Source organism: Dyadobacter sp. HNCC25DJ184, assembly GCF_056895215.1.
In genome coordinates this window covers 35,578-62,439 of record NZ_JBXHAQ010000024.1, presented here as the reverse complement: position 1 = coordinate 62,439, position 26,862 = coordinate 35,578, and the positions used below count along the sequence as shown (strand labels likewise).

General features: G+C 41.6%; 25 protein-coding genes. 5 read left to right on the top strand and 20 right to left on the bottom strand.

The window, feature by feature from the left end:
* The coding region (locus AC1XUD_RS25510; protein ID WP_483363876.1) for a hypothetical protein at positions 1-211 on the top strand (211 nt) is incomplete at its 5' end.
* A 41-nt stretch (positions 212-252) separates the two neighbouring features.
* Here AC1XUD_RS25510 and pruA read toward each other — a convergent pair.
* The gene (gene pruA, locus AC1XUD_RS25505; RefSeq protein ID WP_483363875.1) at positions 253-1,884 is read right to left on the bottom strand and encodes an L-glutamate gamma-semialdehyde dehydrogenase; all 1,632 of its coding nucleotides are present in this window, start codon (positions 1,882-1,884) and stop codon (positions 253-255) included.
* A 233-nt stretch (positions 1,885-2,117) separates the two neighbouring features.
* Here pruA and thrC point away from each other — a divergent pair, with 233 nt between their 5' ends.
* Complete coding sequence (gene thrC / locus AC1XUD_RS25500) at positions 2,118-3,425, top strand: threonine synthase (RefSeq protein WP_483363874.1); 1,308 nt, start codon at positions 2,118-2,120, stop codon at positions 3,423-3,425.
* A gap of 136 nt (positions 3,426-3,561) precedes the next feature.
* Here thrC and AC1XUD_RS25495 read toward each other — a convergent pair whose 3' ends face one another.
* The 18 genes from AC1XUD_RS25495 to AC1XUD_RS25410 form a co-directional block, all read right to left on the bottom strand.
* The gene (locus AC1XUD_RS25495) at positions 3,562-5,379 is read right to left on the bottom strand and encodes a tetratricopeptide repeat protein (RefSeq protein WP_483363873.1); all 1,818 of its coding nucleotides are present in this window, start codon (positions 5,377-5,379) and stop codon (positions 3,562-3,564) included.
* A 439-nt stretch (positions 5,380-5,818) separates the two neighbouring features.
* Complete coding sequence (locus AC1XUD_RS25490; RefSeq protein WP_483363872.1) at positions 5,819-7,426, bottom strand: Ig-like domain-containing domain; 1,608 nt, start codon at positions 7,424-7,426, stop codon at positions 5,819-5,821.
* A gap of 68 nt (positions 7,427-7,494) precedes the next feature.
* Positions 7,495-8,397 carry a class I SAM-dependent methyltransferase gene (locus AC1XUD_RS25485; protein ID WP_483363871.1) on the bottom strand — a complete coding sequence of 301 codons (903 nt, stop codon included), beginning with the start codon at positions 8,395-8,397 and terminating at the stop codon, positions 7,495-7,497.
* The gene (gene mnmG / locus AC1XUD_RS25480) at positions 8,398-10,260 is read right to left on the bottom strand and encodes a tRNA uridine-5-carboxymethylaminomethyl(34) synthesis enzyme MnmG (protein ID WP_483363870.1); all 1,863 of its coding nucleotides are present in this window, start codon (positions 10,258-10,260) and stop codon (positions 8,398-8,400) included.
* A gap of 54 nt (positions 10,261-10,314) precedes the next feature.
* Complete coding sequence (ybeY, locus tag AC1XUD_RS25475; RefSeq protein ID WP_483363869.1) at positions 10,315-10,728, bottom strand: rRNA maturation RNase YbeY; 414 nt, start codon at positions 10,726-10,728, stop codon at positions 10,315-10,317.
* Between the two features lie 171 nt (positions 10,729-10,899).
* On the bottom strand, positions 10,900-14,223 hold the full coding sequence (locus tag AC1XUD_RS25470; protein WP_483363878.1) for a coiled-coil domain-containing protein: 3,324 nt from the start codon (positions 14,221-14,223) through the stop codon (positions 10,900-10,902).
* Positions 14,224-14,504: 281 nt separating this feature from the next.
* Positions 14,505-15,314, bottom strand: a complete 810-nt coding sequence (trpA, locus tag AC1XUD_RS25465; RefSeq protein ID WP_483363868.1) for a tryptophan synthase subunit alpha — start codon at positions 15,312-15,314, stop codon at positions 14,505-14,507.
* Positions 15,311-15,667, bottom strand: coding sequence for a Dabb family protein (locus AC1XUD_RS25460; protein ID WP_483363877.1), 357 nt, complete (start codon positions 15,665-15,667; stop codon positions 15,311-15,313). The genes trpA and AC1XUD_RS25460 overlap by 4 nt, the downstream gene beginning before the upstream one ends.
* A 66-nt stretch (positions 15,668-15,733) precedes the next feature.
* Positions 15,734-15,934, bottom strand: a complete 201-nt coding sequence (locus AC1XUD_RS25455; protein ID WP_483363867.1) for a hypothetical protein — start codon at positions 15,932-15,934, stop codon at positions 15,734-15,736.
* 136 nt (positions 15,935-16,070) lie between these two features.
* Positions 16,071-17,270, bottom strand: coding sequence for a tryptophan synthase subunit beta (gene trpB / locus AC1XUD_RS25450; RefSeq protein ID WP_483363866.1), 1,200 nt, complete (start codon positions 17,268-17,270; stop codon positions 16,071-16,073).
* Between the two features lie 11 nt (positions 17,271-17,281).
* Positions 17,282-17,932 carry a phosphoribosylanthranilate isomerase gene (locus AC1XUD_RS25445; RefSeq protein WP_483363865.1) on the bottom strand — a complete coding sequence of 217 codons (651 nt, stop codon included), beginning with the start codon at positions 17,930-17,932 and terminating at the stop codon, positions 17,282-17,284.
* Entirely contained in the window at positions 17,929-18,747 is an 819-nt protein-coding gene (gene trpC / locus AC1XUD_RS25440) for an indole-3-glycerol phosphate synthase TrpC (protein WP_483363864.1), read from the bottom strand. Before trpC ends, AC1XUD_RS25445 begins: the two co-directional genes overlap by 4 nt.
* Positions 18,748-18,752: 5 nt before the next feature.
* A complete protein-coding gene (locus tag AC1XUD_RS25435; protein ID WP_483363863.1) occupies positions 18,753-19,343 on the bottom strand; it encodes a Uma2 family endonuclease in 591 nt (196 codons plus the stop codon).
* Complete coding sequence (trpD, locus tag AC1XUD_RS25430) at positions 19,340-20,329, bottom strand: anthranilate phosphoribosyltransferase (RefSeq protein WP_483363862.1); 990 nt, start codon at positions 20,327-20,329, stop codon at positions 19,340-19,342. Before trpD ends, AC1XUD_RS25435 begins: the two co-directional genes overlap by 4 nt.
* A 55-nt stretch (positions 20,330-20,384) precedes the next feature.
* Positions 20,385-20,951, bottom strand: a complete 567-nt coding sequence (locus tag AC1XUD_RS25425; protein WP_483363861.1) for an anthranilate synthase component II — start codon at positions 20,949-20,951, stop codon at positions 20,385-20,387.
* A 42-nt stretch (positions 20,952-20,993) separates the two neighbouring features.
* Complete coding sequence (locus AC1XUD_RS25420) at positions 20,994-21,383, bottom strand: tautomerase family protein (protein WP_483363860.1); 390 nt, start codon at positions 21,381-21,383, stop codon at positions 20,994-20,996.
* 5 nt (positions 21,384-21,388) lie between these two features.
* On the bottom strand, positions 21,389-22,813 hold the full coding sequence (locus AC1XUD_RS25415; protein WP_483363859.1) for an anthranilate synthase component I family protein: 1,425 nt from the start codon (positions 22,811-22,813) through the stop codon (positions 21,389-21,391).
* Between the two features lie 352 nt (positions 22,814-23,165).
* Positions 23,166-23,705, bottom strand: a complete 540-nt coding sequence (locus AC1XUD_RS25410) for a CopD family protein (protein WP_483363858.1) — start codon at positions 23,703-23,705, stop codon at positions 23,166-23,168.
* A gap of 143 nt (positions 23,706-23,848) precedes the next feature.
* Here AC1XUD_RS25410 and msrA point away from each other — a divergent pair, with 143 nt between their 5' ends.
* The 3 genes from msrA (at position 23,849) to AC1XUD_RS25395 (ending at position 25,835) form a co-directional block, all read left to right on the top strand.
* A complete protein-coding gene (gene msrA / locus AC1XUD_RS25405; protein ID WP_483363857.1) occupies positions 23,849-24,535 on the top strand; it encodes a peptide-methionine (S)-S-oxide reductase MsrA in 687 nt (228 codons plus the stop codon).
* A 142-nt stretch (positions 24,536-24,677) separates the two neighbouring features.
* Positions 24,678-25,208: a hypothetical protein gene (locus tag AC1XUD_RS25400; RefSeq protein ID WP_483363856.1), complete on the top strand. Its 531-nt coding sequence runs from the start codon at positions 24,678-24,680 to the stop codon at positions 25,206-25,208.
* Between the two features lie 105 nt (positions 25,209-25,313).
* On the top strand, positions 25,314-25,835 hold the full coding sequence (locus AC1XUD_RS25395; protein ID WP_483363855.1) for a hypothetical protein: 522 nt from the start codon (positions 25,314-25,316) through the stop codon (positions 25,833-25,835).
* A gap of 84 nt (positions 25,836-25,919) precedes the next feature.
* Here the strand turns inward: AC1XUD_RS25395 and AC1XUD_RS25390 are convergent, their stop codons facing one another.
* On the bottom strand, positions 25,920-26,642 hold the full coding sequence (locus AC1XUD_RS25390) for an RluA family pseudouridine synthase (RefSeq protein WP_483363854.1): 723 nt from the start codon (positions 26,640-26,642) through the stop codon (positions 25,920-25,922).
* Positions 26,643-26,862: the final 220 nt, after the last annotated feature.

The window sequence follows — 26,862 nt, the reverse complement described above, 5'->3', positions numbered from 1 at the left end:
TTGTATTGAGATATTGTTCCTAAGAACAATTCTTATTCTCTTAAATACGAGTATTTCTTACTCTTTTGGTCTATCTCATCATGTCAAAGAACTGGCCCAATCTAACTTTCTCTTCTCTTTTTCGCTACCTCTGTTTGCGATTGGGATTGCAAAGGTAGAAAAAGATTTTAGAGTTGCACAATGTCTGCAAGAAAAAAATGACAAATTTTAAAAGTTCTTTAACTAGTAAAACTTTTCAAAAATATTATCCAATTATTCCTCCAAAAGGAACGGATATTTATAATCTTTTGGCGAAACGAGTGTTTCCTTAATTGCTCGTGGAGATACCCATCTGAGCAAGTTTAATACCGATCCAGCCTTATCATTGGTGCCTGACGCCCGTGCTCCACCGAATGGTTGCTGCCCTACCACGGCTCCCGTTGGCTTGTCATTGATATAGAAATTACCTGCAGCGTTTACCAGATATTTGGTTGCATACTCTATGGCATATCGATCCTGCGAGAAAATCGCACCGGTTAAAGCATAAGGGGAAGTCCGATCAATCACCGGGATTATCTCCTCGAATTTTTCTGCATCATATACATATATAGTCAAGACCGGACCGAATATCTCCTCGCAAAGCGTTACATAGTCCGTTTTGAAGGCTTGAATGATAGTGGGCTGAACAAAATATCCCTTACTCTTATCGGAATCCCCTCCTGCTATTATTTGGGCGTCAGCAGATGATTTTGCCTTTTCTATATAACCAGTGATCTTGTCAAAGGCTTTTTCATCAATCACAGCATTCACAAAATTGGAGAAATCCTCTACCGGTCCAACTTTGATCTCATTAAGATCCGCAAGCATAAACCCTTTTACCTCCTCCCATAAATTGGATGGTATATAAGCACGTGACGCCGCCGAGCATTTTTGTCCCTGGTATTCAAATGCTCCACGAACTAAACCGGTCGCCACAGCCTTCGCATCAGCTGATTTATGTGCTAATACAAAGTCTTTCCCCCCGGTTTCGCCGACTATTCTCGGAAACGTATTATAAGAAGCTATATTCTCACCAATCGTCTTCCATATGGTCTGGAACACTTTCGTGCTCCCGGTGAAGTGAACACCCGCAAATTCGCGGTGTTTAAATACTATATCCCCCGCTTCCGGACCATCAACCAATATCATATTGATAACTCCGTCAGGCAACCCAGCCAATTTGAAAATTTTCATCAACAAATTAGCAGCATATACCTGTGTAAATGCAGGCTTCCAAACTACCACATTTCCCATCAATGCAGGAGCCGCCGGCAAATTGCCAGCAATAGCCGTAAAATTGAATGGTGTAATTGCAAAAATAAAACCTTCCAAGGGTCGATACTCCATCCTGTTCCACACGCCGGCAGATGAAATAGGCTGCTGGTCATATATATCTTCCATGAACTTCACATTCAGTCTCAGGAAATCGATAATTTCGCAAGCTGAATCTATTTCAGCCTGGTAAATGTTTTTAGATTGTCCTAGCATTGTGGCCGCATTCATATCTGCCCGATATGGTCCGGCAATTAAATCTGCTGCTTTTAAAAAGATGGAAGCACGGTGTTCCCAACTTAATTCTGCCCAGTTTTTCCTAGCCTCTAAGGCCACCTCAATCGCTTTCTGAACATCCTCTTTACTCCCCTCATGGAAGTACCCTAACGTATGTTTATGATCATGAGGTGGCGAAACCCTGCTTCTTTTTTGAGAATATACTTCTTCTCCACCGATGTATTGAGGAATTTCTATCTCCTGTGATCTTGCTTTTTCAATTGCACTTTTTGCCGCAGCCCTTTCAGTGCTTCCGGGCGCATAATTTAATACTGGCTCGTTTCCCAAAAATGGAGCTTTAAAAATACCTTTTGACATATCTTTTTGATATTCAGATGATTATGTAAACTATAATACAATCTTTCGGTTACAAAATATCCTTATATAGGGATAAAATTCAACCGTTAAATTTGAACAAACTGATCAGGAAATTAAATTCCATTTTCGAGGACAAGTTAGGTACTTTTCCTAAAATAAGAGTTTTGGTACCAGTAGCAGCTACTAAATACTTAACTTTGCGTCCTGATTCTCAATCCGTATACCATTACCTAATGATATTCTACAGCACCAAAACATCATCGCTTAAAGCCTCTTTGGAAAAAGCAGTATTTAACAGCCTGCCCGCAGATAATGGCCTGTATATGCCCGAGTCTATTCCTCAAATTTCAAGTGAATTTCTGAACGATATCGAAAATCGAACATTTAAAGAAATCGCTATTGAGGTAACAAAAACGCTTATTGGTGACGATATTAAGTTGGACGATATTATGGATATCATTAACAGTGCGTATGATTTTGATGCGCCAGCTGTAAAAATAAGTCCAACAAATTATGTTTTGGAGCTTTTCCATGGTCCTTCAATGGCTTTCAAGGACTTTGGAGCACGTTTCATGGCAAGAATCATGTCCTATTTTTTAAAGAAATCTCAACGACAAATTCATATCCTTGTCGCTACTTCGGGCGATACCGGCGGAGCTGTTGCACAGGGTTTCTACAAAGTACCTGGAATTTCAGTTACTATATTATATCCGAGCGGAAAAGTGAGCGATATTCAGGAAAAGCAGCTTACTACCCTAGGTCATAATGTTTCAGCACTAGAAATTGATGGTACGTTTGACGATTGCCAGCGTTTGGTGAAAGAAGCTTTCCTGGATGAAGAGTTGAATAGTAAATTTAACCTCGCCTCTGCCAACTCAATCAATATCGCTCGCCTGATACCGCAATCTTTCTATTTCTTTGCCGCATATGCGCAATTGAAACATCTCAACAAACCTATTGTCTTTTCGGTACCGAGCGGAAATTTTGGAAATCTTAGCGCTGGACTACTTGCCTATCGAATGGGCTTGCCTGTTGAACATTTTATAGCAGCAACAAATGCAAACGATTCCGTGCCAAGATATCTTAAAGACGGAAACTATGAGCCACGTCAATCGAAAGAAACCATATCGAATGCGATGGATGTAGGAAGTCCTAGCAATTTTGTCAGGCTCATCAGATTTTTTGGCGACGACTGGAATTTGGTCAAAAAGAAAGTTTCGGGTTATGCTTTCAATGACGAGCAGACCAAGAAAGCGATGAGAGAAGTTTACGGAAATACCGATTATATACTTTGTCCTCATACGGCAGTCGCATACCTCGGACTTTTACAATATGAACAAGAGACAAAAAAAGATTTTATCGGCGTGTTCCTCTCAACGGCTCATCCCGCGAAATTTTTAGAGTTAGTGGAAGAAACCTTGGGAAAATCGATCGATATACCTGAAAGACTGGAAAATTTGCTTTCGCTTGAAAAAAGTGCTGTCAAATTACAACCGGACTTTATAGCATTCAAAGCATTACTAATGAGTACTTTATATTAATAATAATTCAAATCTAAACGTCTTAGATTTAGACAGGCGAGTTCGGGCTGTACAACTACCGCGAATAACAAAAGGAAAAAGGGAATGAATTCAAGGATTTTGAACTCATTCCCTTTTATTTTTCAAAACTTCATTTTTAGTTGATCACGTCCCCACGAAGAAGTCGAAATCTTTTTCGGGATTCAACAACATAAATACTCCCCGGATATTTTTCCATCAGCTCCTGATAATACTTCATTGCTTCTTCCTTATTTTTCAATTTCTCCTCATAAAGTCTTCCGGTTTCAAAAAGTGCATCGTCACCGAGGATATCAATTCCATATTTCGAAGTCAACAACTTCAGAGTAGCCAATGCTTGCTGGTTGCTGTCGAGTTTCATATAAGTGTTTGCTGTCAACCACAAGATTTCATCACCCAGGCTATGATTCTCATATCGCTTGTACAGAAGTTTAAGACTGTCCAGAGCTTCATACCTTTTATTTTGAAACAACTGCAATTCGACTGAAGCATACTGCTTCATTGCCGTTTCCGAACTGTCCAATCCGGTGTTATCCATTATGAGTAGTGACAAATCATTAGCATCATTGGCAATCTCTCTTGACGTGGCTTTCTTGAGAATGTTAAGAACGTCTCTCGCCAACTCAAAATCTCCTTTGTAGTAATGCAATTTTGCGTTGCGCAGCTTGGCCTCATATCCTAACACATCGTCCTTCTGGGACTTCTCTACCTGCGAATAAACCAACGTTGCCTCCCATGGTTCACCCTTCAGAAGATATATATCACCCAGATCCAGTTTGCATTTGTCAACAAACGACTTATCCTGTTTTCCTGCGTCAATAGCTTGCTCCAAAACCTTAACGGCTTTAGCAAAATCTTCCAGGTAAAATGCATACAATGTTGCCATATTTCGCAAGGCCTCCATCGTTTTGGCATTTACACCAATCTCATCTACCAGTTGCTGGTATTGGTCCAAGAGCTTTTCTACCTCCGATTTCTTTATTGGATAAGTATTTCTAACCTTTTGTTCCCTCGAAACAATAGCCATACGACGCGCAATCGGGTAGAGCTGGCCTTTCGGATATTCTTTTACAATAAAGTCGAATATGACGCCGGCATTGGCGTAGTCCAGATTCTGGATCGCAAGCATTCCAAGATTATAAAGGCGAGTTCCGTTGTATTTAAACCGTTTATCTAAGGCTCTTTCCTGAACAAACGCCTTGTAGAAATCCTTTTTTTGAACCTGATACCAGATCAAAAGTTCATTATAGTAACCTTCATTAGGAAACTTTTGTATCTTATCGTAAAGAATTTTCTCTAGCAGCACCTGCTCCTTTTCATCCTTTAGAAAGTCTTGCAGCATATTCTGAACCACTTCGGTATTCTGGTACCTTGTCCCATATAACAACAACTCATCAATCATTTTTTCAGGCTGGTTGAGATCTCGGTACACACTCGCAACTTCCAGCTGAAATAGATCATCCCTTTTCGTCATTTGTCTTGCATCCAGCAAAGCGGTTAGCGACATCTCCGGCTGGTTCAGCGTGCGGAATTCCTCCGAAAATTCGCGTTTCTGATCTACATTGCCTGCGGTAGCGGTGATGGCCTGCTGATACTTTTTGGTGGCTTCCTGGGCCTTTCCTTGTGCGTCTAAAAGGCTTCCCCAGTATAGATAGTACCAGGCGGAATTCTGATTATCATTCTTTATCTGGCGTTTTACGAATTGCTCACCGTCATTCCAGGACCTGGATTTGGCTACACATTGGATGTAGTTTCGAAGCGAGGTTTTATCAAACTCCTTTTTCAGCAAGTCCGTGTAGTAGACCATTGCCTTCGGACAGTCGTCATTTTTGTAGTATTCATCTGCCATTTCCTTCGCTGACTGCGCGGCCACCCCGCCGGCCGCCCCGGAAATTAAAATATTACAAACCATCACACATTTTAAGAACCCTTTCATAATAGAAAAAAACTTTTGTTTCTATTTATCATCATTATTAGGGACGTGGATATGTAGATAAAGTGTTTATCCACTAGAGATCAACATAGTTATTAACATTTTGTGGATAACTATGTTGATTTATCCACAACTCACATACCTTCTTTCCACATTTAAGTAGTTGATCTACAAGATATATATTTATTTGTCTACATCATAGTGTGGGTAAGTCAACCTAAGGGCTGATTTTGGTTATCCACAGAATCTATAGTGCATTAACACTATGTTAACTTCTATTTAACTTCGAGTTATCCACGATAGAGAGAAATTTTGAATTTTATCCACATGAAAGTGAGGTTATCCACAGATTTGTCAACAAACTAAAGCGGTTTATAAACAAAATTCTGGGGTTATTAACATAGTTATCCACACACTGTAGATAAGATTTTCGATTTTTTGGTTATTTAGGAACAGTGATGTTAATATCGTTGAGCTCGAAATTGGCTTTGATCAACGTTTTGGTTCCCAAAAAGTAGATAGGTTCTGGTTGGCGATTGGCATCTACCCTACCTGTGTCCCATTTTTTATTGTTGTTCAGATCTAATGTGACACGCAGATAGTAGTTTCCTTGTGGGATATGCTCAAATTTATATTTAATGCCATAAGAGATTTGCTGCGTTTTCAGTTGCTCATCTAATAACTCAACGAACGGGTGCATAGAAGTGTCTGCGTTGATTACAGTACCCGTGAGAAGGCCATAGCTTTCGTCGTTCATGATCGGATGTTTGAGTAAAAGCGTTGCCAAGGTATCTCCCTCCACACTCAAAACACTACCTTTTGGAAATTCGAATTTGATAGAATCTTTCGCTGTGGTCGACGAGTTTAGCGTGATTTCATTGTGATATTTATTCCAAATATAGCCTAGTTCCTTAATTGACTTACGGTCCAGGCTGTCAGTTCGCAATTGAATGGCGAGGCTGTCAAAACGTGCTATTGGTTTGTTGAAAGTGAGTGTATATCGAAAATCTTTCGCGATTGGTTTGTTTTGTTCTGGTTTAGATGCGACGGAAAAAGGTTCTTTTTGCCGGTCTTTGCCCCTTGGTGCCATAAAGGCTATTTTTTGTTGAAATGTACTGTCGGTGCCAAGTGAGTCGGTAACTACAAGACGGACCTGTATAGTGTCGGAATGAGGCTGAACGTTGAAGAATTTGAGTTGCGTAGGCTCTTGAATATAGGGAATAGTGTCTTTTGTTGTGAATGAAACATTAGCGCGCTCTACGCCTTTGCTGAACATCACGGTGTAGTTGTTTACTTTCGGAATAGTGCGCTGAATTTTCATAGGCGATACGTCGGAAATATACATGGATATCTTGTGATTTACCGAGTCCTTGCCAGCGTGGACAGGATCGCTAATGAAGCCTACTCGCTCGTCTTTCGCGTTATAGAGCATATTACGATTCTTATCGTCAATAGCGATTAGTTTGTAATCTTTGATCTCAATATTCTCGATTGAAAATCGCCCGCTACTATCTGTACGGGAGAAATAGTAGGGTTTTTGTTTGGCTATATTCAGCGTATCCGAAAGGTGATAGAGACCAACGAGGGCATCGAGTATTGGCTTGTTGGATTTGATGTCTTTTACTGTTCCATCCACTCTTCCAGAGTCCAAACTGCCGCCTGTACTGAAAACAAGTTTGAGGTTTTTGGCCGGATTTTTTTCAGCGAAATCCTTTATTCCATCTCCGAAGTTAAGGGTATATGTAGTGCTGTCCCGGAACTTCCTTTTGAAGTTTAGAACGATTGACTCCCCATTGAGCCGGTAGGTATATGGGTTTTCAACTTCCGGAGTGATAACCAATTTCTGATTGATATTATCTACAATCACGTACTCATCAAAGAACAGTTCAACACGATTACCTGTGAAGTTTAATGTCTTTGTTGCGGGAATGCTTTGCACCAATTTTGGGGCAATTGTGTCCTTTTTTCCGCCGGTAGGTGCAACGGTTTGTGCACACCTACCGAAGATTATTAATGAAAATACGGCCAGTAAAATCGTTCTCGTAATCATGTTATTCTTTAAGATAAAAACCCTCAATACTTGCCGGGCATTGAGGGTCATTAGATTTAATTGATATGTTATTTCTTCTTGATTATGTAAATCAAGCTGGAAGTATTTAACGATTTGTCATCGCTGGAATTACCCTTCATATTTGACTTCAGGCCAGTTTTAACACTATTTAAGAGACCGGTATGGCCGTTCTTGTACTTGGTGCTAAGCATGCTCACGTAAAAAGAATCAAACCACATGGGTTTCACTGTTTGCACTCCCATTCCGTGTTTTTCCATCAAATTGGTCATGGAACGTTTTGTAAAGTGATATAGGTGACGCGGAACGTCATATGCAGCCCAAAAGCGACCGTATTGCGAAGCGTCTGCCGATTGTGGATTGGGCACTGCGATGATTAGTCTCCCGTCATCTTTTAGGTGTTGTTTTAGCCAATTTACGGTGTCGTTAAGCTCATGAATATGCTCTAGTACATGCCATAGTGTAATGATATCGTACTGTTTATTTTCAAAAGAAGGATCATTAATTGATGAGTTAATAGGCACTCCCACCCTGGATCCAGCGACTTTTCTGGCACCAGTATCCGGCTCAGTTCCAGAAATTTGCCAGCCGTCTGCCTTCATCGTATGAAGAAAATTGCCGGTTCCACAGCCCACATCCAGAATTGATCCTTTGGCAGATTGAAGTGAATTGATGAGTTTAAGCTTCTGTTTTAAAGTGTAATCCCGAACAGATTTATACACTTTGCTGATCAAATCTTTTGATTCATCGTGATGTGATATGTACTCTTTAGACTCGTAATATGGTCCGATTTCGCCTTCGGGCGGACGGGGATTGGTAAGAAGGAAGTCGCATTTATTACACTGCTGGATTGTGAATTCTTTGTGAGAAACAGTGTAATCTTCAACATTCAGGTAATTACTGAAACTGGCCGATTCGCAAATCGGGCAGTTTTTAATGGTTTCTAGCGGCATTTATCTTCCTATGTAAAGCATTAATACAGATATATCGGACGGACTTACTCCGCTTATTCTCGAGGCCTGGCCGATTGTTGCAGGGCGTTTTCTTTTCAGTTTTTCTTTGCCTTCAAACGATAATGAGGTAACCTGGTCATAATTGAAATTGTCTATGATAGCCAGATCTTCGAGCCTGTTCATTTTTTCAACTAACAGCATTTCCTTCTCAATATAACTGTCATATTTGAGATGGATTTCGGTTTGTTCTATCGCATCCTGATTGAAATTGTGAAGCAATGTTCTCACGTTCTCATTGACTTCGGCCAGTTTATTGATAGATATCTGTGGACGTTTCAGAAGCTGAGTGAGCGATACCTTTTCTCTTACAGGAGCAGTGCCAATCAGTTCAAGATCCGGATTGATTTCGATGGGCTGAAGTTTGAATTCAGAAAATGTTTTCGAGAGCTCTTCAACTTGTTCCAGTTTTTTATGAACTGTTTTAAGCCTGTCCGCACTGGCCAATCCGATATTGTAACCCTTTTCAGTGAGCCTGATATCGGCATTGTCCTGACGAAGCAAGGTACGATATTCGGCACGTGAGGTGAACATCCGGTAAGGTTCTTCTGTGCCTTTGTTAATGAGATCGTCTATTAGAACTCCAATGTATGCCTCCGATCTTTTTAGAATAAATGGCTCTTTCTGGTGTACGTTTTGGTGAGCATTGATACCGGCCATGAGCCCCTGGCAAGCGGCTTCTTCGTATCCTGTTGTTCCATTGATTTGGCCGGCGAAAAAGAGGTCTTTAATCAATAGGGTCTCAAGCGTAAGCTTCAATTGAGTAGGTGGGAAATAGTCATATTCGATGGCATATCCGGGACGAAACATTTTGGCATTTTCGAAGCCAGGAATTTTTCGGAGAGCTGCATACTGCACATCTTCAGGCAATGAGGTCGAGAAGCCGTTCACGTATACCTCGACTGTGTCCCACCCTTCTGGCTCTACGAAAATCTGATGACGATCTTTGTCCGCGAAGCGGTTGATTTTGTCTTCAACGGAAGGACAATATCTTGGACCAAGGCCTTTGATCCGTCCTGCAAACATGGGAGACTTTTCGAAACCTGTCCTCAAAACTTCATGAACTTCATTATTGGTATAAGTGATCCAACAACTCCGCTGCTTAGCCAAAGGCTTTGTGTCGGTGTATGAGAATTTACTTGGATTTTCGTCGCCCGGTTGCTCTTCCATTTTCGAGTAATCAAGCGAGCGGCCATCGACTCTCGGAGGCGTTCCGGTTTTCATTCGGCCAGCTTCAAAACCTATTGAAGTGAGCTGTTCGGTAATGCCAGTCGCCGATTTTTCGCCCGTTCTTCCACCGCCGAAATTTTTCTCGCCGATATGGATCAGTCCGTTTAGAAATGTTCCGTTGGTTAAGACTACAGATTTAGATTTTATTTCGATACCCAGACTTGTCCGGACGCCCCTGGCCTTGTTGTCCTCAATGATAATTTCTTTCGCAGTATCCTGCCAGAAGTCGACGTTCGGATTGTTCTCCAGAATTGTGCGCCACTCCTGAGCAAAGAGCACTCGGTCGCTTTGGCATCTTGGGCTCCACATGGCTGGCCCTTTGGATAGGTTAAGCATACGGAATTGAATCATGGTCTTGTCACTTACAATCCCGGACTGCCCTCCCAGCGCATCGATCTCGCGGACGATCTGTCCTTTGGCAACTCCACCCATGGCGGGGTTGCAGGACATCTGGGCAATGGTATGCATATTCATTGTAATCAGCAGGACCTTTGAGCCCATCGTCGCAGCGGCTGCAGCGGCCTCGCATCCAGCGTGGCCGGCTCCAACTACAATGACGTCATATTCTGGAAACATATTATGGTTGTATATTTTGTGGCTACTCCAACTCGAGTGTTCCACGTGGAATTTTTAAAATAGCAGAAGACACTCGTCTTCTTTTGCCCTCATTTGGGCTTTTAATTCGTCGCTGGTGTCCTCAAAACCAATGAGATGCAGGAGACCGTGTACTATTACCCTGCGCAGTTCTGTGTTAAAATCTGCGTTAAAACTTGCGGCATTGTCGCGGACACGATCGACACTGATATATATGTCACTCTCGAGAATCCCCTCTTCCTCGCTGTTGTCGAATGTAATGATATCTGTATAGTAATCGTGATCCAGATACTGCCGGTTAATAGATAACAGATACTCATCTGAACAGAAGATATAATTCAGATTTTCAATATCATAACTATTTGATTTAGAGATATTTACAAGCCATTTTTTTGTTTTGACCGGATTTGGGACACTAAATTCAATATCTTCTGAGAAGAATGCTATCATGAAATTTAATACGAATACTGCTGTGCCCATTTGGGTACAACTAATAACAAAAAAGAAAATTAGAGCAAAGATACTAACTATCTAAATATGTTTCGATTAGGCTCTCTTGCACCGGACAATTAGCATAATAACGCAAATTGCATAGAACAAGAGAACATGATCTACTGATTTTCAGTTCTTTGCCTGAGATTTTCGGAAGTATGTGTCCACTTCTCTCTTGTAGAATGGGGAGAAAGTTGGGGGTACTGTGCGAAGCAATTCGGTTTGTTTTTCCTTTTCACGGATATATTTTTCAAACGCAGCTGGTGGTTGACGCGGCATTTGCTTGGCTGTCTGTGCCTTTCGTTGCTCGTCTTCGTCCTGCTCTTTTACCGCCTTTTCTGATTCCAGAAGGCGTGTCTTTATTTCTTGCTGGCGTTTGATAAGCTCCGGTGTTATTCTTTTGTTGACCAGGTCAGTTTCGGTTTCGTCCATTTTGTCGGCGATCTCCTGTAATTCTTTACTCAGCTGTTTGCCGACTTCTGTACCTTTCTGAGATTCCATCAAGTCCTGCACCATTTTTCTGATCATCGCCTGCTGTGCGGCCATTCTTGCCAGTTTTTCAGATTGATTTCCCTGTCCCTCTTTTCCTGACCCGAGCTGTTTCATCTCACCGTTCAATTTTTCCTGCATTTCTCCCATACCCTTCTGCTCTCCCTTTTGCTTTCCTTTCTTACCTTTTCCGGATCCAGGCATCGCCATCGCCATTTGTTGTTGCATTTGGTTAAACACGTCACTGAGCATCAGCGCGAGGTTGTTCATAGACGTCATCGCTGATTGCTGTTTGGCGGTCGCGATATTCAAATGTCTGTCGCGAATACTTTTCACACTTTCATCCATATAGCCGTTCATATCATTCAGCTCACGGGTGATAAACGATTGTATCTGAACCACGCGATTGGCCAAAGCATAAAGACTATCCTGAACGACTTTGGCATCGTCTTTCAATTTTAGCTGTTGCTGACCTAGTTTTACAAAGCGCGGATCCTGAAGGTTTACGCTCCGGAAGTCTTTCATAAGTGCCTCCTGATCAAAGGAAAGCGTTATCAGGTTTTCCAGGATATCTCTGAGCCCATCGATATTTTCCTCCATTTGTTCCATTTCGGCAGATTCCATTTGTTCCTGCATCGACTTGGACATCTTTTTCATACTTTTAGCTGCTTTTTCTTGCGCCTGAGAAGCCTTTTTGTTCTGTTGCTTATCGAGTTGCTTCTGACCTTCTTCCATTTGCTCAGAGGCCTCTTTCTGCTCATTTTCCTGCGGGTCAATTTTTTGTTCAGCCTCTTCTCCCAGCTTTTCAGCTTCTTTTATTTTTTCTTTCGCTTTTTCAAACTCATCCTGTATCTTCTTTTGCTCAGCTTTCAGATCCTCATTGGCTGATTTTTTTTCTTCATCGCTTTTGGTTTTGTCGTTTTCCTCAGATTTTTCTGCCAGCTTTTCTTCTTTTTCTGCCAGTTCATCCATTTTTTTGACAAGGTTTTCCATTTTCTGTTCCAGCTGCATTTGTTTAAACAGCTTCAGAGCGCGCTCCAGATCCTTCTCCAGATTTTGTTCTTTGTTTTTGAGCTTCTCCATCATGCTCGACATCCGTTCACTTTGTTTTTGTTCCAGGAGTTTTTGCAGCTCCTTGTACATTTTCTCTGTATTCTCATCCATGAGATCGTTCATCAACTTTTGAAGTTGATCTATCTTCTCCTGAAGTTCGGGACTTTGCTGGTTGAATTGTTTTGATTTATCGTTTGAGCTCTGATGCTGTTCCTGCAATTTCTGGAGATCCTTCATCAACTCTTCCCTTTTTTTCAAAAGCTCTTCAATTTGCTTTTGTTCTTTGAAATCAAGTTCCTTGTTGGTTTTCAGCTTGTTGTCAAGATTATTAATATCCTTTTGCAGGCTTTGTGCTTTTTTGAATGCAGATTCGATTTGGTTTTCGGTTTCCTGTTCAGACTTCGCTATTTCCGCTTCCACCTGATCTTCTGATGGAACGGTGAAATAAACCGATCTTGAACGGACATTTTTCGGACCATTCACACCGTCGTTATCCCACACTTGGGCATAATATTCAATCTTATCACCCGGCTCAAGTTTCAGACTATCTACATACCATTGGAAAAAGAAACTCTGCGCATTAACAGTCTTATTAAATGGAATTGGAATGCCTCTGGGCGGTCCTGAGACCTTATCATCACCGTTGCGCTGGACATTGTAAAACAGTTTCAATTGTGAAAATCCGTAGTCGTCATTGATAGAGCCTCCCACTACGAAGTAGTTGTATAAGGTTGTATCCTGGAAATTTTCCAGCGTCATTACCGGATATTTATCTGGAATAACATTGATATAATAGCCAATATTATCCTGATTTGTGGTTTGCTCATTTTTCAGAAGAACCTGATATTGAGCAGATTTTCGAACGGTTTTGCGCACTTCATAATGACTTCCATCCGTTTCACGGGAATTGATGACGGATGAATCATTATCAAATCGTATCCCCAGTGAATTGGTAGAAGAGGTATTAAAATTCCATTCCACAGTGGTGCCTTCCGGAATCGATAGATTGCCAACATTCGACAATGTTTCCGAAGGTTTGTTCAGATATGCCGGGTAGTGCAGATTGACATCAAAAGATAGCATTGATGGTCGCTCCAAAACCTTGATTTGGTAGGTATCAGATGTAAATCCGGCAGCTTCGAATGAAAAGGCTATATCTCTTTGGATATTTTTGAATTCGTATGAATAATGCTGACCGTCCTTTTGGTTTAATTTAAATCTCGAACCATTCTGGACCAGATATACAGCCTGTGGTAAAGCACTTCCTTTTAATGCCAGGTTGAGCGTAAAGTCCTCATTTTTAAAGGCTGAGAGGGTTTTATTTTGTACTAGAAAGGAGAACGGCGCGTAGGTATAGTTCTTTTGAAAATGGATAATCCTTTCAGAAGTCGAGCTAAAAAACGAAGGATTAAAAAGTAAAATGGAGGCTATAACAGCCAGCGGATAAGCAGCATATTTAAGTCGTTTCTTATTTTCGTTAAAACGAATCGCGTCCGAAAATTTGACAATTAATAATTGACCTGACTTTTGCTTAATACTAGCTTCGATCAGATCGGATTGATAGCCGCTGATATTTTGTAATTGTAAGGTATTGACCAGCTTATCACCGATCTCCGGGAAATATTGTCCAATCTGGATAGCAGCCTCCTGATCTGAAATCGGCTTTCTCAACCCCGATAGATGGCTAAACGGACGAACAATCCACTGAAATATTGAAAAGAGAAGTACCGCAAGAAAACCAAAGAAGAAAGTAGCACGGATACCGGTGCTAAATCTTCCGAAATACTCCAGTGTATTGAAAAAGATAAAGGCTGTGAAAAGAAGGGCAGCTGAAAAGATGATTCCTTTCAGAAGCTGGTTTTGGTAATACTTTTGCCTGTACCCTTGAATCTGAGTCAAAAGTCCTTGCATCACGGGTGTAAAAGCAGCCATGCCTAATGAGTTCAGGATGAGGAGTTATGTATAATGGTGACACCAGCTTTCGATTTTTATCCGCTTGATTGTCACCAATTTGTATATATCAATTCATTACTGTTTCTTAACGACGAGCGATATGAATTAGTACACCGCAAATCTGATATCGAAAACGAAGTAAATTAATCATAAAAAACGACAAAATCCAGGTAGTGGTATAAAGCAAAAGCCCCTCCGAACTTTCCGGAAGGGCTTTTGCTTTATACCATCGTATTTCTTTAAACCAGACTTACTTCATTGGATGGCTTTTTGACGTCCTGAACGAAGTTGACGATATCATTTTCCAAATCTGTGCTGTTTTCAAGCACTCTGATAAAAGCGCTTCCAATAATGGCACCTGCAGCATATTTAGAGGCTTTGCTATAAGTTGCATGGTCTTTTATTCCAAACCCGATCAGTCTCGGATTTTTGAGATTCATCGCATTCAATCGATCGAAATAAGATTCCATATCATTGCTAACTCCTGATTTCGAGCCCGTAACACTGGAGGAAGATACCGTATAGATAAATCCAGAGCTAATGCTATCTATCTGACGGATACGTGCTTCGGAGGTTTGCGGCGTCACCAAAAAGATATTGAGCAGGCCATAAGCGTCGAATATAGATTTGTATTCGTAGAGATAAACATCCATTGGCATATCAGGTAAAATAAGCCCGTCTACACCGATTTCCGCGCATTTCTGACAGAACTCTTCCATACCATATTGCAATACAGGATTTACATATCCCATCAGTAATACAGGCACTTTAACAGTCTGGCGCATGTCTTTCAACTGCTCAAATAGTACCTTCACAGACATGCCGTTTTCGAGTGCCCGATCATTGCTCATCTGGATAGTTTCGCCATCTGCCACGGGATCGGAATATGGCATACCTATCTCAACAAGATCAGCACCCCCTTTCTCAAGCGCCTGTAAGACAGTTAAAGTGTCATTTAATTGAGGATATCCGGCGGTAAAATAGACGTTCAAAAGACCGTTATTTTCCGAGCTGATATGTCCTTCAAAAAGATTTACAATCCGGTTCATTCTTGTGTCCAATAGTCGATAACTAATACTTTGTCCAAATGCGGTCCAAGTACTTTTCCAAATTCTTTATGTGCAGGATGCGGAAGATATGCCGCGCGATCCGCTTCGCTTTTAAATGTAACAAAAAAGGCATGTGTAAACCCCTGAGCCAGATTTTCAGGGCTGTTGTTGGTACCCCATTCCAGACTCTGGATTTCCTTTATTTTGGCTGGTAAGCCTCTGAAGGCGTCTTCTACTTCTTTTACTTGCGCCGGCGTGGACGAATCTTTGAATTTAAACAGAACTACGTGGCGAAGCATTTTTTTAGGAGCAGAGTTTTCAGGTGTAACAAATGCCATAGAGCCGAACATCATCAGACTGGCAAGAAGGAATAGTTTTAATTTCATTTGAAAAAATTTAAGGATGGATAAAGCTGGCGACTAGGCTGAACAATTAAGACATTCTCCATCGTCGGAAAATTTGAGTCGGTCAAATTCACCAAGTTTTTCTTTTAGAGCAAGAATTTCGTCTTCCAGGTCACATCTTTCAAAAAGGGACAGATCTCCCGAATTTACTTTGGTTTCCAGTTCCTGAATTTTTAAACGCGTGTCAAAGACCTCAGGTAGAGTAAGTGTTGCCATGTTCTACGAGCTTTTAGGTGTTAGTGTTTAGCTATTAGTATTTAAGAAATGGTCCGAAGTACCTTGAAAACGACTGACACGCTTTGAGCATTTCAATCTTAGAGCCTGTGTGTCTTATCGGAAAACAGACCAATAATTAGTCTATATACTTCATGTAAGTAGCCATATCCTTATCCCCTCTTCCCGACAAATTGACTACAACTACGTCATCTGGAGATGCGCCGATTCTACCTAAAACAGCCAGTGCATGAGAAGTTTCCAGTGCAGGGATGATACCCTCCAGGCGAGTCAATTCAAATGCCGCCTCTACCGATTCTTCGTCTGTCGCCGAAAGAAAGATTCCGCGTCCGCTGTCATATAAATAGGCATGTTGAGGGCCAATGCCAGGGTAATCTAGTCCGGCTGATATGGAATAAGGTTCCACAACTTGTCCGTCTTCAGTTTGCATCAATATCGTTCTGCTGCCATGAAGTACACCTGGTTTTCCAAGCGCGGTGGTGGCCGCTGAATGACCCGAAGCGATCCCCTGACCAGCCGCTTCGACAGCTACCAGTTTTACATCAGGTTGATCCAGAAAATGATAAAATGCTCCTGCGGCGTTACTTCCGCCACCTACACATGCTATCACAAAATCAGGGTTTTCGCGACCGGTTTGCTCATTGAGCTGCCAGCGCATTTCTTCCGAAATAATGGATTGAAAACGGGCTACCATATCCGGATATGGATGAGGACCGACGACTGATCCGATGATATAATGAGTATCAACGGGGTTATTGATCCAGTGGCGCATTGCCTCGTTTGTCGCGTCTTTCAATGTCTGGGAACCACAAGTAGCAGACCGAACTTCGGCGCCAAGCATCTTCATTCTTGCCACATTAGGTGCCTGGCGTTCGATATCCAGAGCGCCCATGTAGACCACGCATTCCAGGTTCATAAGTGCACAAACGGTGGCTGTTGCCACGCCGTGTTGTCCGGCTCCTGTTTCGGCTACAATTCGCTTTTTGCCAAGTCGTTGAGCGAGAAGGATTTGACCAATGGTATTATTGACTTTGTGCGCACCAGTATGGCAAAGGTCTTCTCTTTTGAGGTATATATTGGTGTTGTACTTTTCCGAAAGACGCTTAGCGTGATAGAGCGGCGTTGGGCGCCCCACATAATTTTTCAGCAAATCGTCGTATTCTTTCCGGAAACTATCTTCACTAATAATCTTCAAATAATTCTCACGAAGCTCCTCCACGTTCGGATATAACATTTCTGGTATAAACGCACCGCCAAATGTTCCGTAGTACCCATTTTGGCTAACTTGGTAGGATTGTTGTTCTGTAGTTAATTCCATTGGATATATAGTTAGGCTTCTGCCTCTTCCTGTTGTTTAACACGTATTATACTAAAAAGTTGCTCGAGCTTTTTAATATCTTTTATTCCTGGTTCGGTTTCAAACATGCTGTTGACGTCAATTCCGTAAACCGGTAAAGTTTTCGACAGGCTTATTACCTCTTCGATATTGTCAAGGCCAATTCCTCCGCTGAGGAAGAAAGGTTTGTCGTTATCATATTTTCTTAACACGCTCCAATCAAAAGACTTACCGTTTCCGCCGGGATGCTCTCCTTTGGTGTCAAACAAAAACAAATCGCAAAATGACTTGTAATTATTGAGCATTGTGAAGTTAAAAGTCTGATCAATTGAAAAGGCCTTGATGATATTTACTCCCTTTTGACGCAGGCTGCGACATATATCCGGCAGCTCGTTCCCATGAAGCTGGGCATATTGAAGGTCATATTTTTTGACCATATCAAGGATATAACCCGGGTTAGCATTTACGAATACGCCAACTTTTTTTATCTGATTGGGAATGGATCTGACGTAACTCTCGCTCAAATCGTTGCCCGCAAATCGAGGAGACTTGTCATAAAAAATAAATCCAATAAAATTGGGCTGTAAAGCGACAACTTGTTCGATGTTATCTTGCTGGCGCATTCCGCATACTTTAATTTTCATAGGAGCAAGGGATTTGGGTTACAGGCCTGATACAATTCTTTTTGCAACCCTGTCAGTGCGGCACCAGGATTTGCTGTTTTCATAAAGGTTTCTCCTATTAAAAATCCAGTATATCCTGTTTTAAATAAATCGAGGATAGTCTGCGGCTCTTGCAGGCCGCTTTCAGAAATTTTAACAAAAGAGTCCGGTATATATTCACTTAAAGCCAATGATGTCTCAATGGACGTCTCAAAGGTCTTTAGATTTCTGTTATTAACGCCGACAATATCAATTTCGTCACAAAGCGTTTCTTGCAATTCTTCCAGATTATGTACTTCCAGCAATACTTCCATGCCTAACTGATGCGCAAGCGTTGCGAGCGATTTTACCTGCTGAGCACTCAGACAAGCAGCAATCAGCAAGATAAGATCTGCTCCGATAGCCTTTGCTTCGTAAACCTGATATTCGTCTACCATGAAGTCTTTTCTGAGCATCGGAATTACAGGATTGGCAAGCCGGGCCTTCTTGAAATCGTCAAATGATCCGCCGAAAAAATCACTGTCTGTCAGAACGGACAAAGCAACAGCTCCTGCGCTGACATAGTCTGCAGTGACGATCTCGGGTTCTGAAATACCGTTTATAATGCCTTTGGAAGGAGATTTTCTTTTGAATTCTGAAATAATTCCAGGCAGTTGGGCACCTCTTAAACTTGCTGTTAATGAGGTTGATTCGCGCTGAAATAACGCTTCCTTTTCAAGGGTAGAAATACTAATCAGCTTTTTTGAGTCAGCTATTTCTTCTTGCTTACGTGAGACGATCTTATCTAAAATATTCATGCAAATTACTCCTTGAAAATGTCTGCTACACTCAACTGAAAATCTGGAAAAACAAAGCTTGTGATCTGATCTTCCAACGTAAATGGGTGTAAACCAATGTACTTACCTGCTTCATTCAGAACATATACTAAAACAACTTCGCTCGTAGGATCTGCGAGCCAGTATTCTTTGACACCGTTTTCCTCATAAACCTCAAATTTGTTTTTCATTTCGGTTTGTGAATTTCCCGGCGAGAGGATTTCAATAATCCAGTCAGGTGCTCCTATACATCCCTGATCATCCAGTTTAAAAGGATCGCATATCACACAGATATCCGGCTGGACAACCGTATAAATTTTATTGGTATTGTCGCTTTTACGTGGTGTTAGCCGCACATCAAATGGAGCCTGGTAGACCTGACAAGGTTTATTTTTCAAAAATCTATAAAGTTCTCCATGAAAAACACCTGAGATAAGCTGATGTCGGCGTGCTGGAGCAGGCGACATTTTAAAAATCTTACCCTTTATTAACTCCACACGCTCTTCAAAACGCCATTTTAGATAATCTGCGTAGGAGTATGATTTTTGAAGATCAAGCTGGTCAATATTTGTAATCATGCTTCAACAAGTTTTTTGAAACTGTTCAATGCCTTTTTGCTTTCCAGCGACTCTCTGGCCATCGCCACAGCATCAAGCGGATTTAAACCAGGTTCTGCACAAATCAGCGCCATAGCTGCATTGGCAAGCACAGCACTCTTCTGAGCTTCCGTGGCCTGATCATTCAAAACGTTCATAAAAATTCTGGCTGATTCTTCTACCGTTGTTCCTCCACTCAGATCTTCCGCCTCCAAAACCGGTAAACCAAGATGGGCAGGACTAAGCACCTGCTCCGTATGCCCGGTAATGATTTTGAAAGGTCCTGTCAACGAAACCTCGTCATAACCATCTAGTGCGTGCAGAACCATGAACTGCTTGTCTGTCTGTTGGTAAAGATATGTAAAAAGACGTGCTAATTCAAGACTGAAAACGCCAACCAGCTGTTTTTTGGGCGAAACGGGATTGACCATTGGACCCAGCATATTAAAGAACGTCTTAACACCCAGTTCTTTCCGCACAGGCGCAACGTTTTTCATGGCCGGGTGGAACAAAGGAGCATGTAAAAAGCAAACGCCTGCGTCGGCAATCTGCCTTTCCAAAGTACTGGCTTCATTGGTGAACTTAACACCTAGTGACTGGAGTACTGTGGACGATCCGCAGATAGAAGAAACGCCATGATTACCATGTTTAGCCACTTTTTGACCGGCTCCGGCGATGACAAAACAGGATAAGGTCGAAATGTTGAAAGTGTCTTTCCCATCACCACCCGTTCCGCAGACATCAATGGGGTCGTAGGCGGATAAATCGACTTTTAAACACATATCCAGCAACGCATCGCGGAAGCCTTCAAGCTCACCAACGGTGATGCTGCGCATGGCATATATGGTTAAAAATGAGGCGATTTCGGAATTGCTATACTGGCCCGTACTAATTCCTATCAGGATTTCTTTGGCTTGTTCTTTTGTTAAAGTTTTGTACTCAAAAAGTTGACTAAGAATACTTTTCATAATTGGAGCATCGGCTAAATTACAAGTGACAGTGCGGAGATATTTGAAAATAAAATTAGATACTCAACCAGTTTTCCAGCATTTCCTTCCCGTGTTCAGTCAGGACGGATTCAGGATGAAATTGTACCCCTCTTACGTCATATTTTTTGTGGGCAAGTGCCATTACCTGCTGTTTTTCGTCTACAGCAGTGATTGTTAAATCATCGGGAAACATCGTTGGCATTACAGTCCATGAGTGATATCGTCCCACTTTTATCTGATTTGGCAGGTTTTTAAACAACCGTTCGTTGGCATCTGTGATATAAGCCGTATCGGCGATCCCATGCAACACGTCGGTCATATTTTCAAGTGTGGCACCATAAACCTCTCCGATTCCCTGATGGCCGAGGCAGACGCCTAATATACTTTTTGTTGCTCCATACTCTTTCACAAGGTCGTGCATAATACCAGCCTCTGCGGGGATGCCTGGTCCTGGAGAGAGCAATATTTTGTCATATTTTCCAACATCCTCCAGTGATATCTTATCATTTCTGAAAATATCCACCTGATCATTCAACTCCCTCAGGATATATACCAGATTGTAGGTGAAGGAATCGTAATTGTCCAAAACAAGAATTTTCATTTCAATACTCTGATTAATAAGTTAATACGTGCCAATATTTCGTCAAATTTGAACCTGATATCCCAAAACCAGTTCGTCGCCAGCTTTACCCCTGATTCCCCAATTATGTGTTGGAGTTTCTATAAGCGTGATTTCTACATCGTTAGGTGTAATATTCAGTTCTTCTTCAAAACGTCTGAAAATATGCTGATACAAGTCTTTTTTGGCTGATATTGAGCGACCTTCAAAAAGCAATATTTCAATAATTGTATATTTTTCGCTCCTGCCCTCGGGATAGTAAAAGTCTTCCGGTTCCATATAGAAAAATCTATGTGCTTTTTTATCAGCCGGATATTGAAATGCATCCACAACACATTGATGCAATACACCCGAAAGCTTCTCGCGGATCGGTTCAAGAAGCGATCTCAGGCCGTAGATTTTCACTTGTCCCATGACTATTACAGATCAACAGCGAAATCGATGGCTTTGCGTAGTGCGGCCAGTTTATTATTGATCTCCTGCAACTCGCTTTCGATATCCGACTTTGCCACGACTCCCATTCCTGCACGATAAAACAGCGTATTGTCTTTGCTCAGAAACGTCCGGATTGCGATTGCGTGGTTGAAATCACCGTTGAAATCCATAAATCCGATGGCACCGCCATATATACTTCGGTTGCTGTTTTCCATTTGGTCAATCAGCTTCATCGCATTATGTTTCGGCGCTCCTGATAACGTTCCTGCCGGGAACGTATCGGCAACAAGTTGTAATGGATTTACACCCTCTTTCATGGTGCCCACTACTTTGGAAACGAGGTGAATCACGTGGGAATAGTATTGAACTTCCTTGTAGTTTGTCACTTTTACTGCGTCACAACTTCTGCTCAAATCGTTTCGGGCCAAATCCACCAGCATCACATGTTCTGCAGTTTCTTTCGGATCTTCCAAAAGTGCCTGAGCAGCAATCGCATCGGCCTGGTCATCTCCGGTTCTTCTGAACGTTCCCGCAATCGGGTGGATTTCAGCTTGTCCTTTTTTAATGAAAATCTGTTTTTCAGGAGACGATCCGAATATTTTATAATTGCCGTAGTCGAAATAGAAAAGATATGGAGACGGGTTGATCGATCTCAGCGCGCGGTATACATTAAATTCGTCGCCCTGAAAGCTTCTGTTGAAACGTCGCGAAGGTACAATTTGAAACACATCGCCACGCAAACAGTGGTCAATACCCCTTTTGATCACAGCGCGCATTTCATCATCAGTGGTATTGGAAGTTTCTTCAGAAATCAATTGGAAGCCATATTGAGGGAAATTCCGGTTTTTGATCAAAATTTCAATCTGTTCAATCTGACTTTCCTTTCCGTCGATATCTCCATAATTGTGTTCAAAAATGTAAAGCTCATTTTTGAAGTGATTAATTACAATTACATATCTATAAATCTGGTAAAAAACCTGATCGACTTCTGTTTCCGGACTGGATGGTTGAATCTCTATATCTTCAAAATACTGAACCGCATCGTAAGTAAGGTGGCCGAATAATCCGTTGGTAATGAAAGGAAAATTCTGCTTAGCAGGCTCAAAGCTTTGCGAAAAATTGTACAGTGCTTTTACAGCATCCTTGGGCTTTGCGAGCGTATAGTTTTCGGTGACGCCGCTGGGATATTTCTCTGTTACGACGTTGTTGTTTAGTTTAAAAGAAGCTACCGGATCACAGCAGATATAGGTATATGAGTTTTCATTTCCATGATAATCAGAGCTTTCCAGAAGAATGGTATTAACGAATTTGTCTCTCAGTTTCAGGTAGATGGAGACGGGCGTAAGCATGTCCGCCAGTAATTTTTTGTATTGGGTGGTGATAGGATAACGTTTAGTCAGCAATTCCATATGATATTTAAAAATAAGGGTATGACAATAAAAAAAGCGGCTCGCTGTCAGATGAACAGCGAGCCGCTTATAAAGTATATAATTAGTTCTATACCATACAATAGCCTACTTGCCCATCCTGTTTGGACTAGTACGCCACCACCATATAGTATTAAACTGACTACGCATTATTTCGTTTTTTGAATTGATAAACAAATATATGGAAAGGAGAATAAAAAAAGCAAGCGTAGAAATAATTAAAATTTTCTACACAGGTATTTTATTAATATTATTTCTTGTCCGAATGCCTGACTTCCTCTTGATGTGAGACAGGTAGTTGGCCGTGATATTAGAGAAAATTCGAGTATAACCTCTACCCTTTCTTTTCCCTCAATCTCTTCACCATTTTCACAGCACCCATAATTGTCACGGCGAAAGCGAGTAGTCCCAACACGCCCCAGAGCCAGTCGACGGTATTTTTGAGAACTACCAAAAAGACGATGGAAAAAAGGAATATAGTAGCAACTTCATTGAAAAGTCTGAGTTGTGAGGATGTGAAGCGGAATTTTTCCTGCCTTATTTCCAGCAATATCTTTCTGGTATAGGAATGATATGCCAGAAGGCCTACAACAAAAAGCAGTTTTAGCTTCATCCAGTCCTGATCCAGCCAGGCCGGATTGAGGTAGAGCATTGCGGTCCCACAAAGTAAGGACAGCCAGCAGGCAGGCGTCATGATCGCATTCCAAAGGAGTTTTTCCATTTTGGTGAACTGAGCGAACAATATTTCACGCTCCGGGTTTGGTTTGTCGTTGGCTTCGGTATGGTATACGAAAAGTCGCGGCATATAGAATAACCCCGCAAACCAACTTACTACGAATATGATATGGAGGGCCTTGAAGTGCAGATAGGTCATATGACGGAGAAAAACTTTCCCACTTAAGAGGGCAAGATGGTAGAAATGATCCTTTTTTGTTCAAATTTCGTAAATATATGGCGTATCAACCAATAAACTTTCTTGGTCGTTCGAACGTTAAAAAGTAACTAATCGATTTCATCATGCAAAGAACAATCATTCCATTCCTGACGATCCTATTTTTCTGTGGAATGGTAGCCATTTCCTGTGCGCAGTCTGACAAAAAACAAAAAAAGAAAATGAACAAAGAAGCAGCAACCACTGACGAAAACAATGTTGATACTACCGGAACCCAGATCGCGACCTTTGGAACAGGGTGCTTTTGGTGTACCGAAGCCGTTTTTGAGTCACTGGACGGTGTAAAAAAAGTAGTTTCGGGATATGCAGGCGGCCACGTCGCAAATCCATCTTACAAAGAAGTGTGCACTGGTAGCACCGGTCATGCAGAATGTGCCCAAATCACATACGATCCGAAAGTGATCAGTTATGCCGATTTGCTAGAAGCATTCTTTAGAAGCCATGACCCAACGTCTCTGAACAAACAGGGTAATGATATCGGGACGCAGTATCGCTCTGTTATTTTTTACAATAGCGAGGAGCAGAAAGAAGTCGCTCAAAAAGCCATTGCTGAACTTGACAAGTCCGGCGCATATCCGAAACCTATCGTGACGGAGGTGTCAAAAGCACCTGTTTTTTATGTAGCGGAAGACTATCACCAGAATTATTTCGCAAATAATCCTGAACAAGGCTACTGCGCGTTTGTAATTGCGCCAAAACTGGATAAATTTAAGAAAGTATTTAAGGATAAGCTTAAAGAAGACGTGAAGTAAACTATTACCGGTTGATAATTAATTCCTGATTATCAACCGGCTTTTGTCCACTAACTAAGTAAGTGGCATAACTGTTTTGATGCGTTAGAATAAATCACATATTTTTGTCACATATATTCACACAATAAACAGTCTGTTAAACATGAAAAAGTTTTTATTTACATTACTAGTTGCTACCGCGATGAGCTTCACATCCGGAACATCATTTGCTCAATACGAAAAGGGAGATAAATTATTGAACTTAGGACTTAACCTCGGTGGTACTTACGGCGGCGGCGGAGTTGGAGTCGGTGCTTCTTATGAGCAAGGTATTCACGATTTTATCAGCGTTGGTGCTCAGGCAGACTTCGTAACCTGGAATAATGGTGTTTTCGGGTACAAATGGAAGTATAATTTTTTTACTGTTGCGGCGAGAGGTTCATATCACTTCGGAAAGCATTTCCTGAAAATGGACAACCTTGATCTTTACGCTGGACCAGCTTTAGGATATCGTGCAGCATCTTTTAAATCACCTGACGGATATGGTGGAAGTTATACGGACAATTACGGAAGTGGTGTTTTCTTTGGAGCTTTTGCCGGAGCAAAGTATTATTTCAAACCTAATTTGGGAGTTTTTGCTGAGGTAGGTTATAACGCGTCTCCACTAAAGGTTGGTGTTGCGTTCAAATTCTAGTTTAAAGGAAATCTTTATTTATAGCCGCCGGTTTACTGGCGGCTATTTTTTTGGTCTTGGTATGACTTTTTAATTTTTCATATTAACATCAAAAATAACATCTTAATGAAATTCTTCAAACTACTTTTCCCCACTTTTATCATCGTATTGTTTGCTAGCGACCCTAGTTTTGCACAATACAAAAAAGGTGATTTTCTTCTGAATCTGGGTATTGGCGCAGGGGCATATGCAGAGACAATTCCGTTAAACGTTTCCTTTGAATATGGTTTTGGGAAGTATATCAGTGCCGGTATTCAAACGGACGTTTACACCTACCGTCATAGGCGCGAGCAGCAGCTTCACACGGTATTTCCTACCTCCTTGCGTGCGACCTACCATTACGGGAAACATTTCCTGAAACAGAAGAACTTAGACCTGTACGCGGGTGCGGCCGTTGGCGTATATGGCAATGAGTGGTGGGACTATCGTCAGAACAGAAATCCGAGATATTTGTATGGGGAACAAGGAGGTCTGTCTGTTGGCCTATATGCCGGAGTGAAATATTTGTTTACGCCAAAATTTGGCTTGTTTGCAGAGTTAGGTCAGAATATATCATGGCTTAAAGCCGGGATGGCCTTCAGGTTCTGAGAAGGTATATACGACAGAATGCGTAATATTTCCACGTACCCGCTCATTTGAGATTCGGGTACGTGATTTTTTATAACAAAGACATTAGCTGCCAAACTTATCAAGCTGCTTCACCAAAACATCAAAATCTTTGGGATATGGCGCTTCAATTTTGATTCTTTCTCCGTCGAGCAGTGCGAAAGAAAGCGATCGGGCATGTAGTGCGACTCTTTGAATAAGAGGTCGTTCTTCTGTCTCTTTCTTCAGGTTGAATTTCTTTTTGAGACTGGAAAGAAATATAGGCTCACCGCCATATTGCGGGTCACAAACGATAGGGGCTTTCAGACAAGACAAATGGATACGGATCTGGTGCATTCGTCCGGTGATCGGAATACATTCGATTAAGGAATAGCCACGATATGCCTTTATTGTATTAAAAATAGTCTCCGCTACTTTTCCCTCGGCACGGTCAATTTTCACCGCTGTTCCGTTTTTGAGGGGCAAAATTGGCAGATATACAGAGATTCCTTCCAAATCGTGAACCCCATTTGCCACGGCATGGTATCTTTTCGTAACCTCGCGGTGCTCAAATTGCATCGCCAAGTGGCGATATGCTACCGGATTTTTGGCAAAAGCCAATACGCCTGAAGTTTCTTTATCCAATCGGTGAGCAGCCTGTAGTTCGGAATTATATTCCTTCGCTAATCTTAATACACTTCCTCCTCTGTCAGCAGTTCTCTCATCCAATGTGGCAAGATGAGGTGGTTTATTCACTAAAAGAAAGTCCTCGTTCTCAAAAATAATGAGGTCTTTAAAATCAATTTTCATATAAAAATTTGTTGGCCAATGGCTTGCGGTCAGGTTTGTTCGTTTTTGACCTGTAAAGAATACAAAGGTACTAAGCCCTTTAGTTTCATCCGTATATTTAATTGATTTCTATTGACGTTACTGTGAAACGCAGATTTTGCAAGAGTTATACGCAGTGTACGCTGAGTTTTTTCACCGCGGCACTCTGCGCTTAACTCCCTTTCCACCGCGTTTAAACAAA

What these genes read in the sequence shown, in the direction of transcription:
- pruA (WP_483363875.1), bottom strand. Translation starts at nt 1,884, where the DNA reads ATGTCAAAAGGTATTTTTAAAGCTCCATTTTTGGGAAACGAGCCAGTA.
- thrC (WP_483363874.1), top strand. Translation starts at nt 2,118, where the DNA reads ATGATATTCTACAGCACCAAAACATCATCGCTTAAAGCCTCTTTGGAA.
- AC1XUD_RS25495 (WP_483363873.1), bottom strand. Translation starts at nt 5,379, where the DNA reads ATGAAAGGGTTCTTAAAATGTGTGATGGTTTGTAATATTTTAATTTCC.
- AC1XUD_RS25490 (WP_483363872.1), bottom strand. Translation starts at nt 7,426, where the DNA reads ATGATTACGAGAACGATTTTACTGGCCGTATTTTCATTAATAATCTTC.
- AC1XUD_RS25485 (WP_483363871.1), bottom strand. Translation starts at nt 8,397, where the DNA reads ATGCCGCTAGAAACCATTAAAAACTGCCCGATTTGCGAATCGGCCAGT.
- mnmG (WP_483363870.1), bottom strand. Translation starts at nt 10,260, where the DNA reads ATGTTTCCAGAATATGACGTCATTGTAGTTGGAGCCGGCCACGCTGGA.
- ybeY (WP_483363869.1), bottom strand. Translation starts at nt 10,728, where the DNA reads ATGATAGCATTCTTCTCAGAAGATATTGAATTTAGTGTCCCAAATCCG.
- AC1XUD_RS25470 (WP_483363878.1), bottom strand. Translation starts at nt 14,223, where the DNA reads ATGCAAGGACTTTTGACTCAGATTCAAGGGTACAGGCAAAAGTATTAC.
- trpA (WP_483363868.1), bottom strand. Translation starts at nt 15,314, where the DNA reads ATGAACCGGATTGTAAATCTTTTTGAAGGACATATCAGCTCGGAAAAT.
- AC1XUD_RS25460 (WP_483363877.1), bottom strand. Translation starts at nt 15,667, where the DNA reads ATGATGTTCGGCTCTATGGCATTTGTTACACCTGAAAACTCTGCTCCT.
- AC1XUD_RS25455 (WP_483363867.1), bottom strand. Translation starts at nt 15,934, where the DNA reads ATGGCAACACTTACTCTACCTGAGGTCTTTGACACGCGTTTAAAAATT.
- trpB (WP_483363866.1), bottom strand. Translation starts at nt 17,270, where the DNA reads ATGGAATTAACTACAGAACAACAATCCTACCAAGTTAGCCAAAATGGG.
- AC1XUD_RS25445 (WP_483363865.1), bottom strand. Translation starts at nt 17,932, where the DNA reads ATGAAAATTAAAGTATGCGGAATGCGCCAGCAAGATAACATCGAACAA.
- trpC (WP_483363864.1), bottom strand. Translation starts at nt 18,747, where the DNA reads ATGAATATTTTAGATAAGATCGTCTCACGTAAGCAAGAAGAAATAGCT.
- AC1XUD_RS25435 (WP_483363863.1), bottom strand. Translation starts at nt 19,343, where the DNA reads ATGATTACAAATATTGACCAGCTTGATCTTCAAAAATCATACTCCTAC.
- trpD (WP_483363862.1), bottom strand. Translation starts at nt 20,329, where the DNA reads ATGAAAAGTATTCTTAGTCAACTTTTTGAGTACAAAACTTTAACAAAA.
- AC1XUD_RS25425 (WP_483363861.1), bottom strand. Translation starts at nt 20,951, where the DNA reads ATGAAAATTCTTGTTTTGGACAATTACGATTCCTTCACCTACAATCTG.
- AC1XUD_RS25420 (WP_483363860.1), bottom strand. Translation starts at nt 21,383, where the DNA reads ATGGGACAAGTGAAAATCTACGGCCTGAGATCGCTTCTTGAACCGATC.
- AC1XUD_RS25415 (WP_483363859.1), bottom strand. Translation starts at nt 22,813, where the DNA reads ATGGAATTGCTGACTAAACGTTATCCTATCACCACCCAATACAAAAAA.
- AC1XUD_RS25410 (WP_483363858.1), bottom strand. Translation starts at nt 23,705, where the DNA reads ATGACCTATCTGCACTTCAAGGCCCTCCATATCATATTCGTAGTAAGT.
- msrA (WP_483363857.1), top strand. Translation starts at nt 23,849, where the DNA reads ATGCAAAGAACAATCATTCCATTCCTGACGATCCTATTTTTCTGTGGA.
- AC1XUD_RS25400 (WP_483363856.1), top strand. Translation starts at nt 24,678, where the DNA reads ATGAAAAAGTTTTTATTTACATTACTAGTTGCTACCGCGATGAGCTTC.
- AC1XUD_RS25395 (WP_483363855.1), top strand. Translation starts at nt 25,314, where the DNA reads ATGAAATTCTTCAAACTACTTTTCCCCACTTTTATCATCGTATTGTTT.
- AC1XUD_RS25390 (WP_483363854.1), bottom strand. Translation starts at nt 26,642, where the DNA reads ATGAAAATTGATTTTAAAGACCTCATTATTTTTGAGAACGAGGACTTT.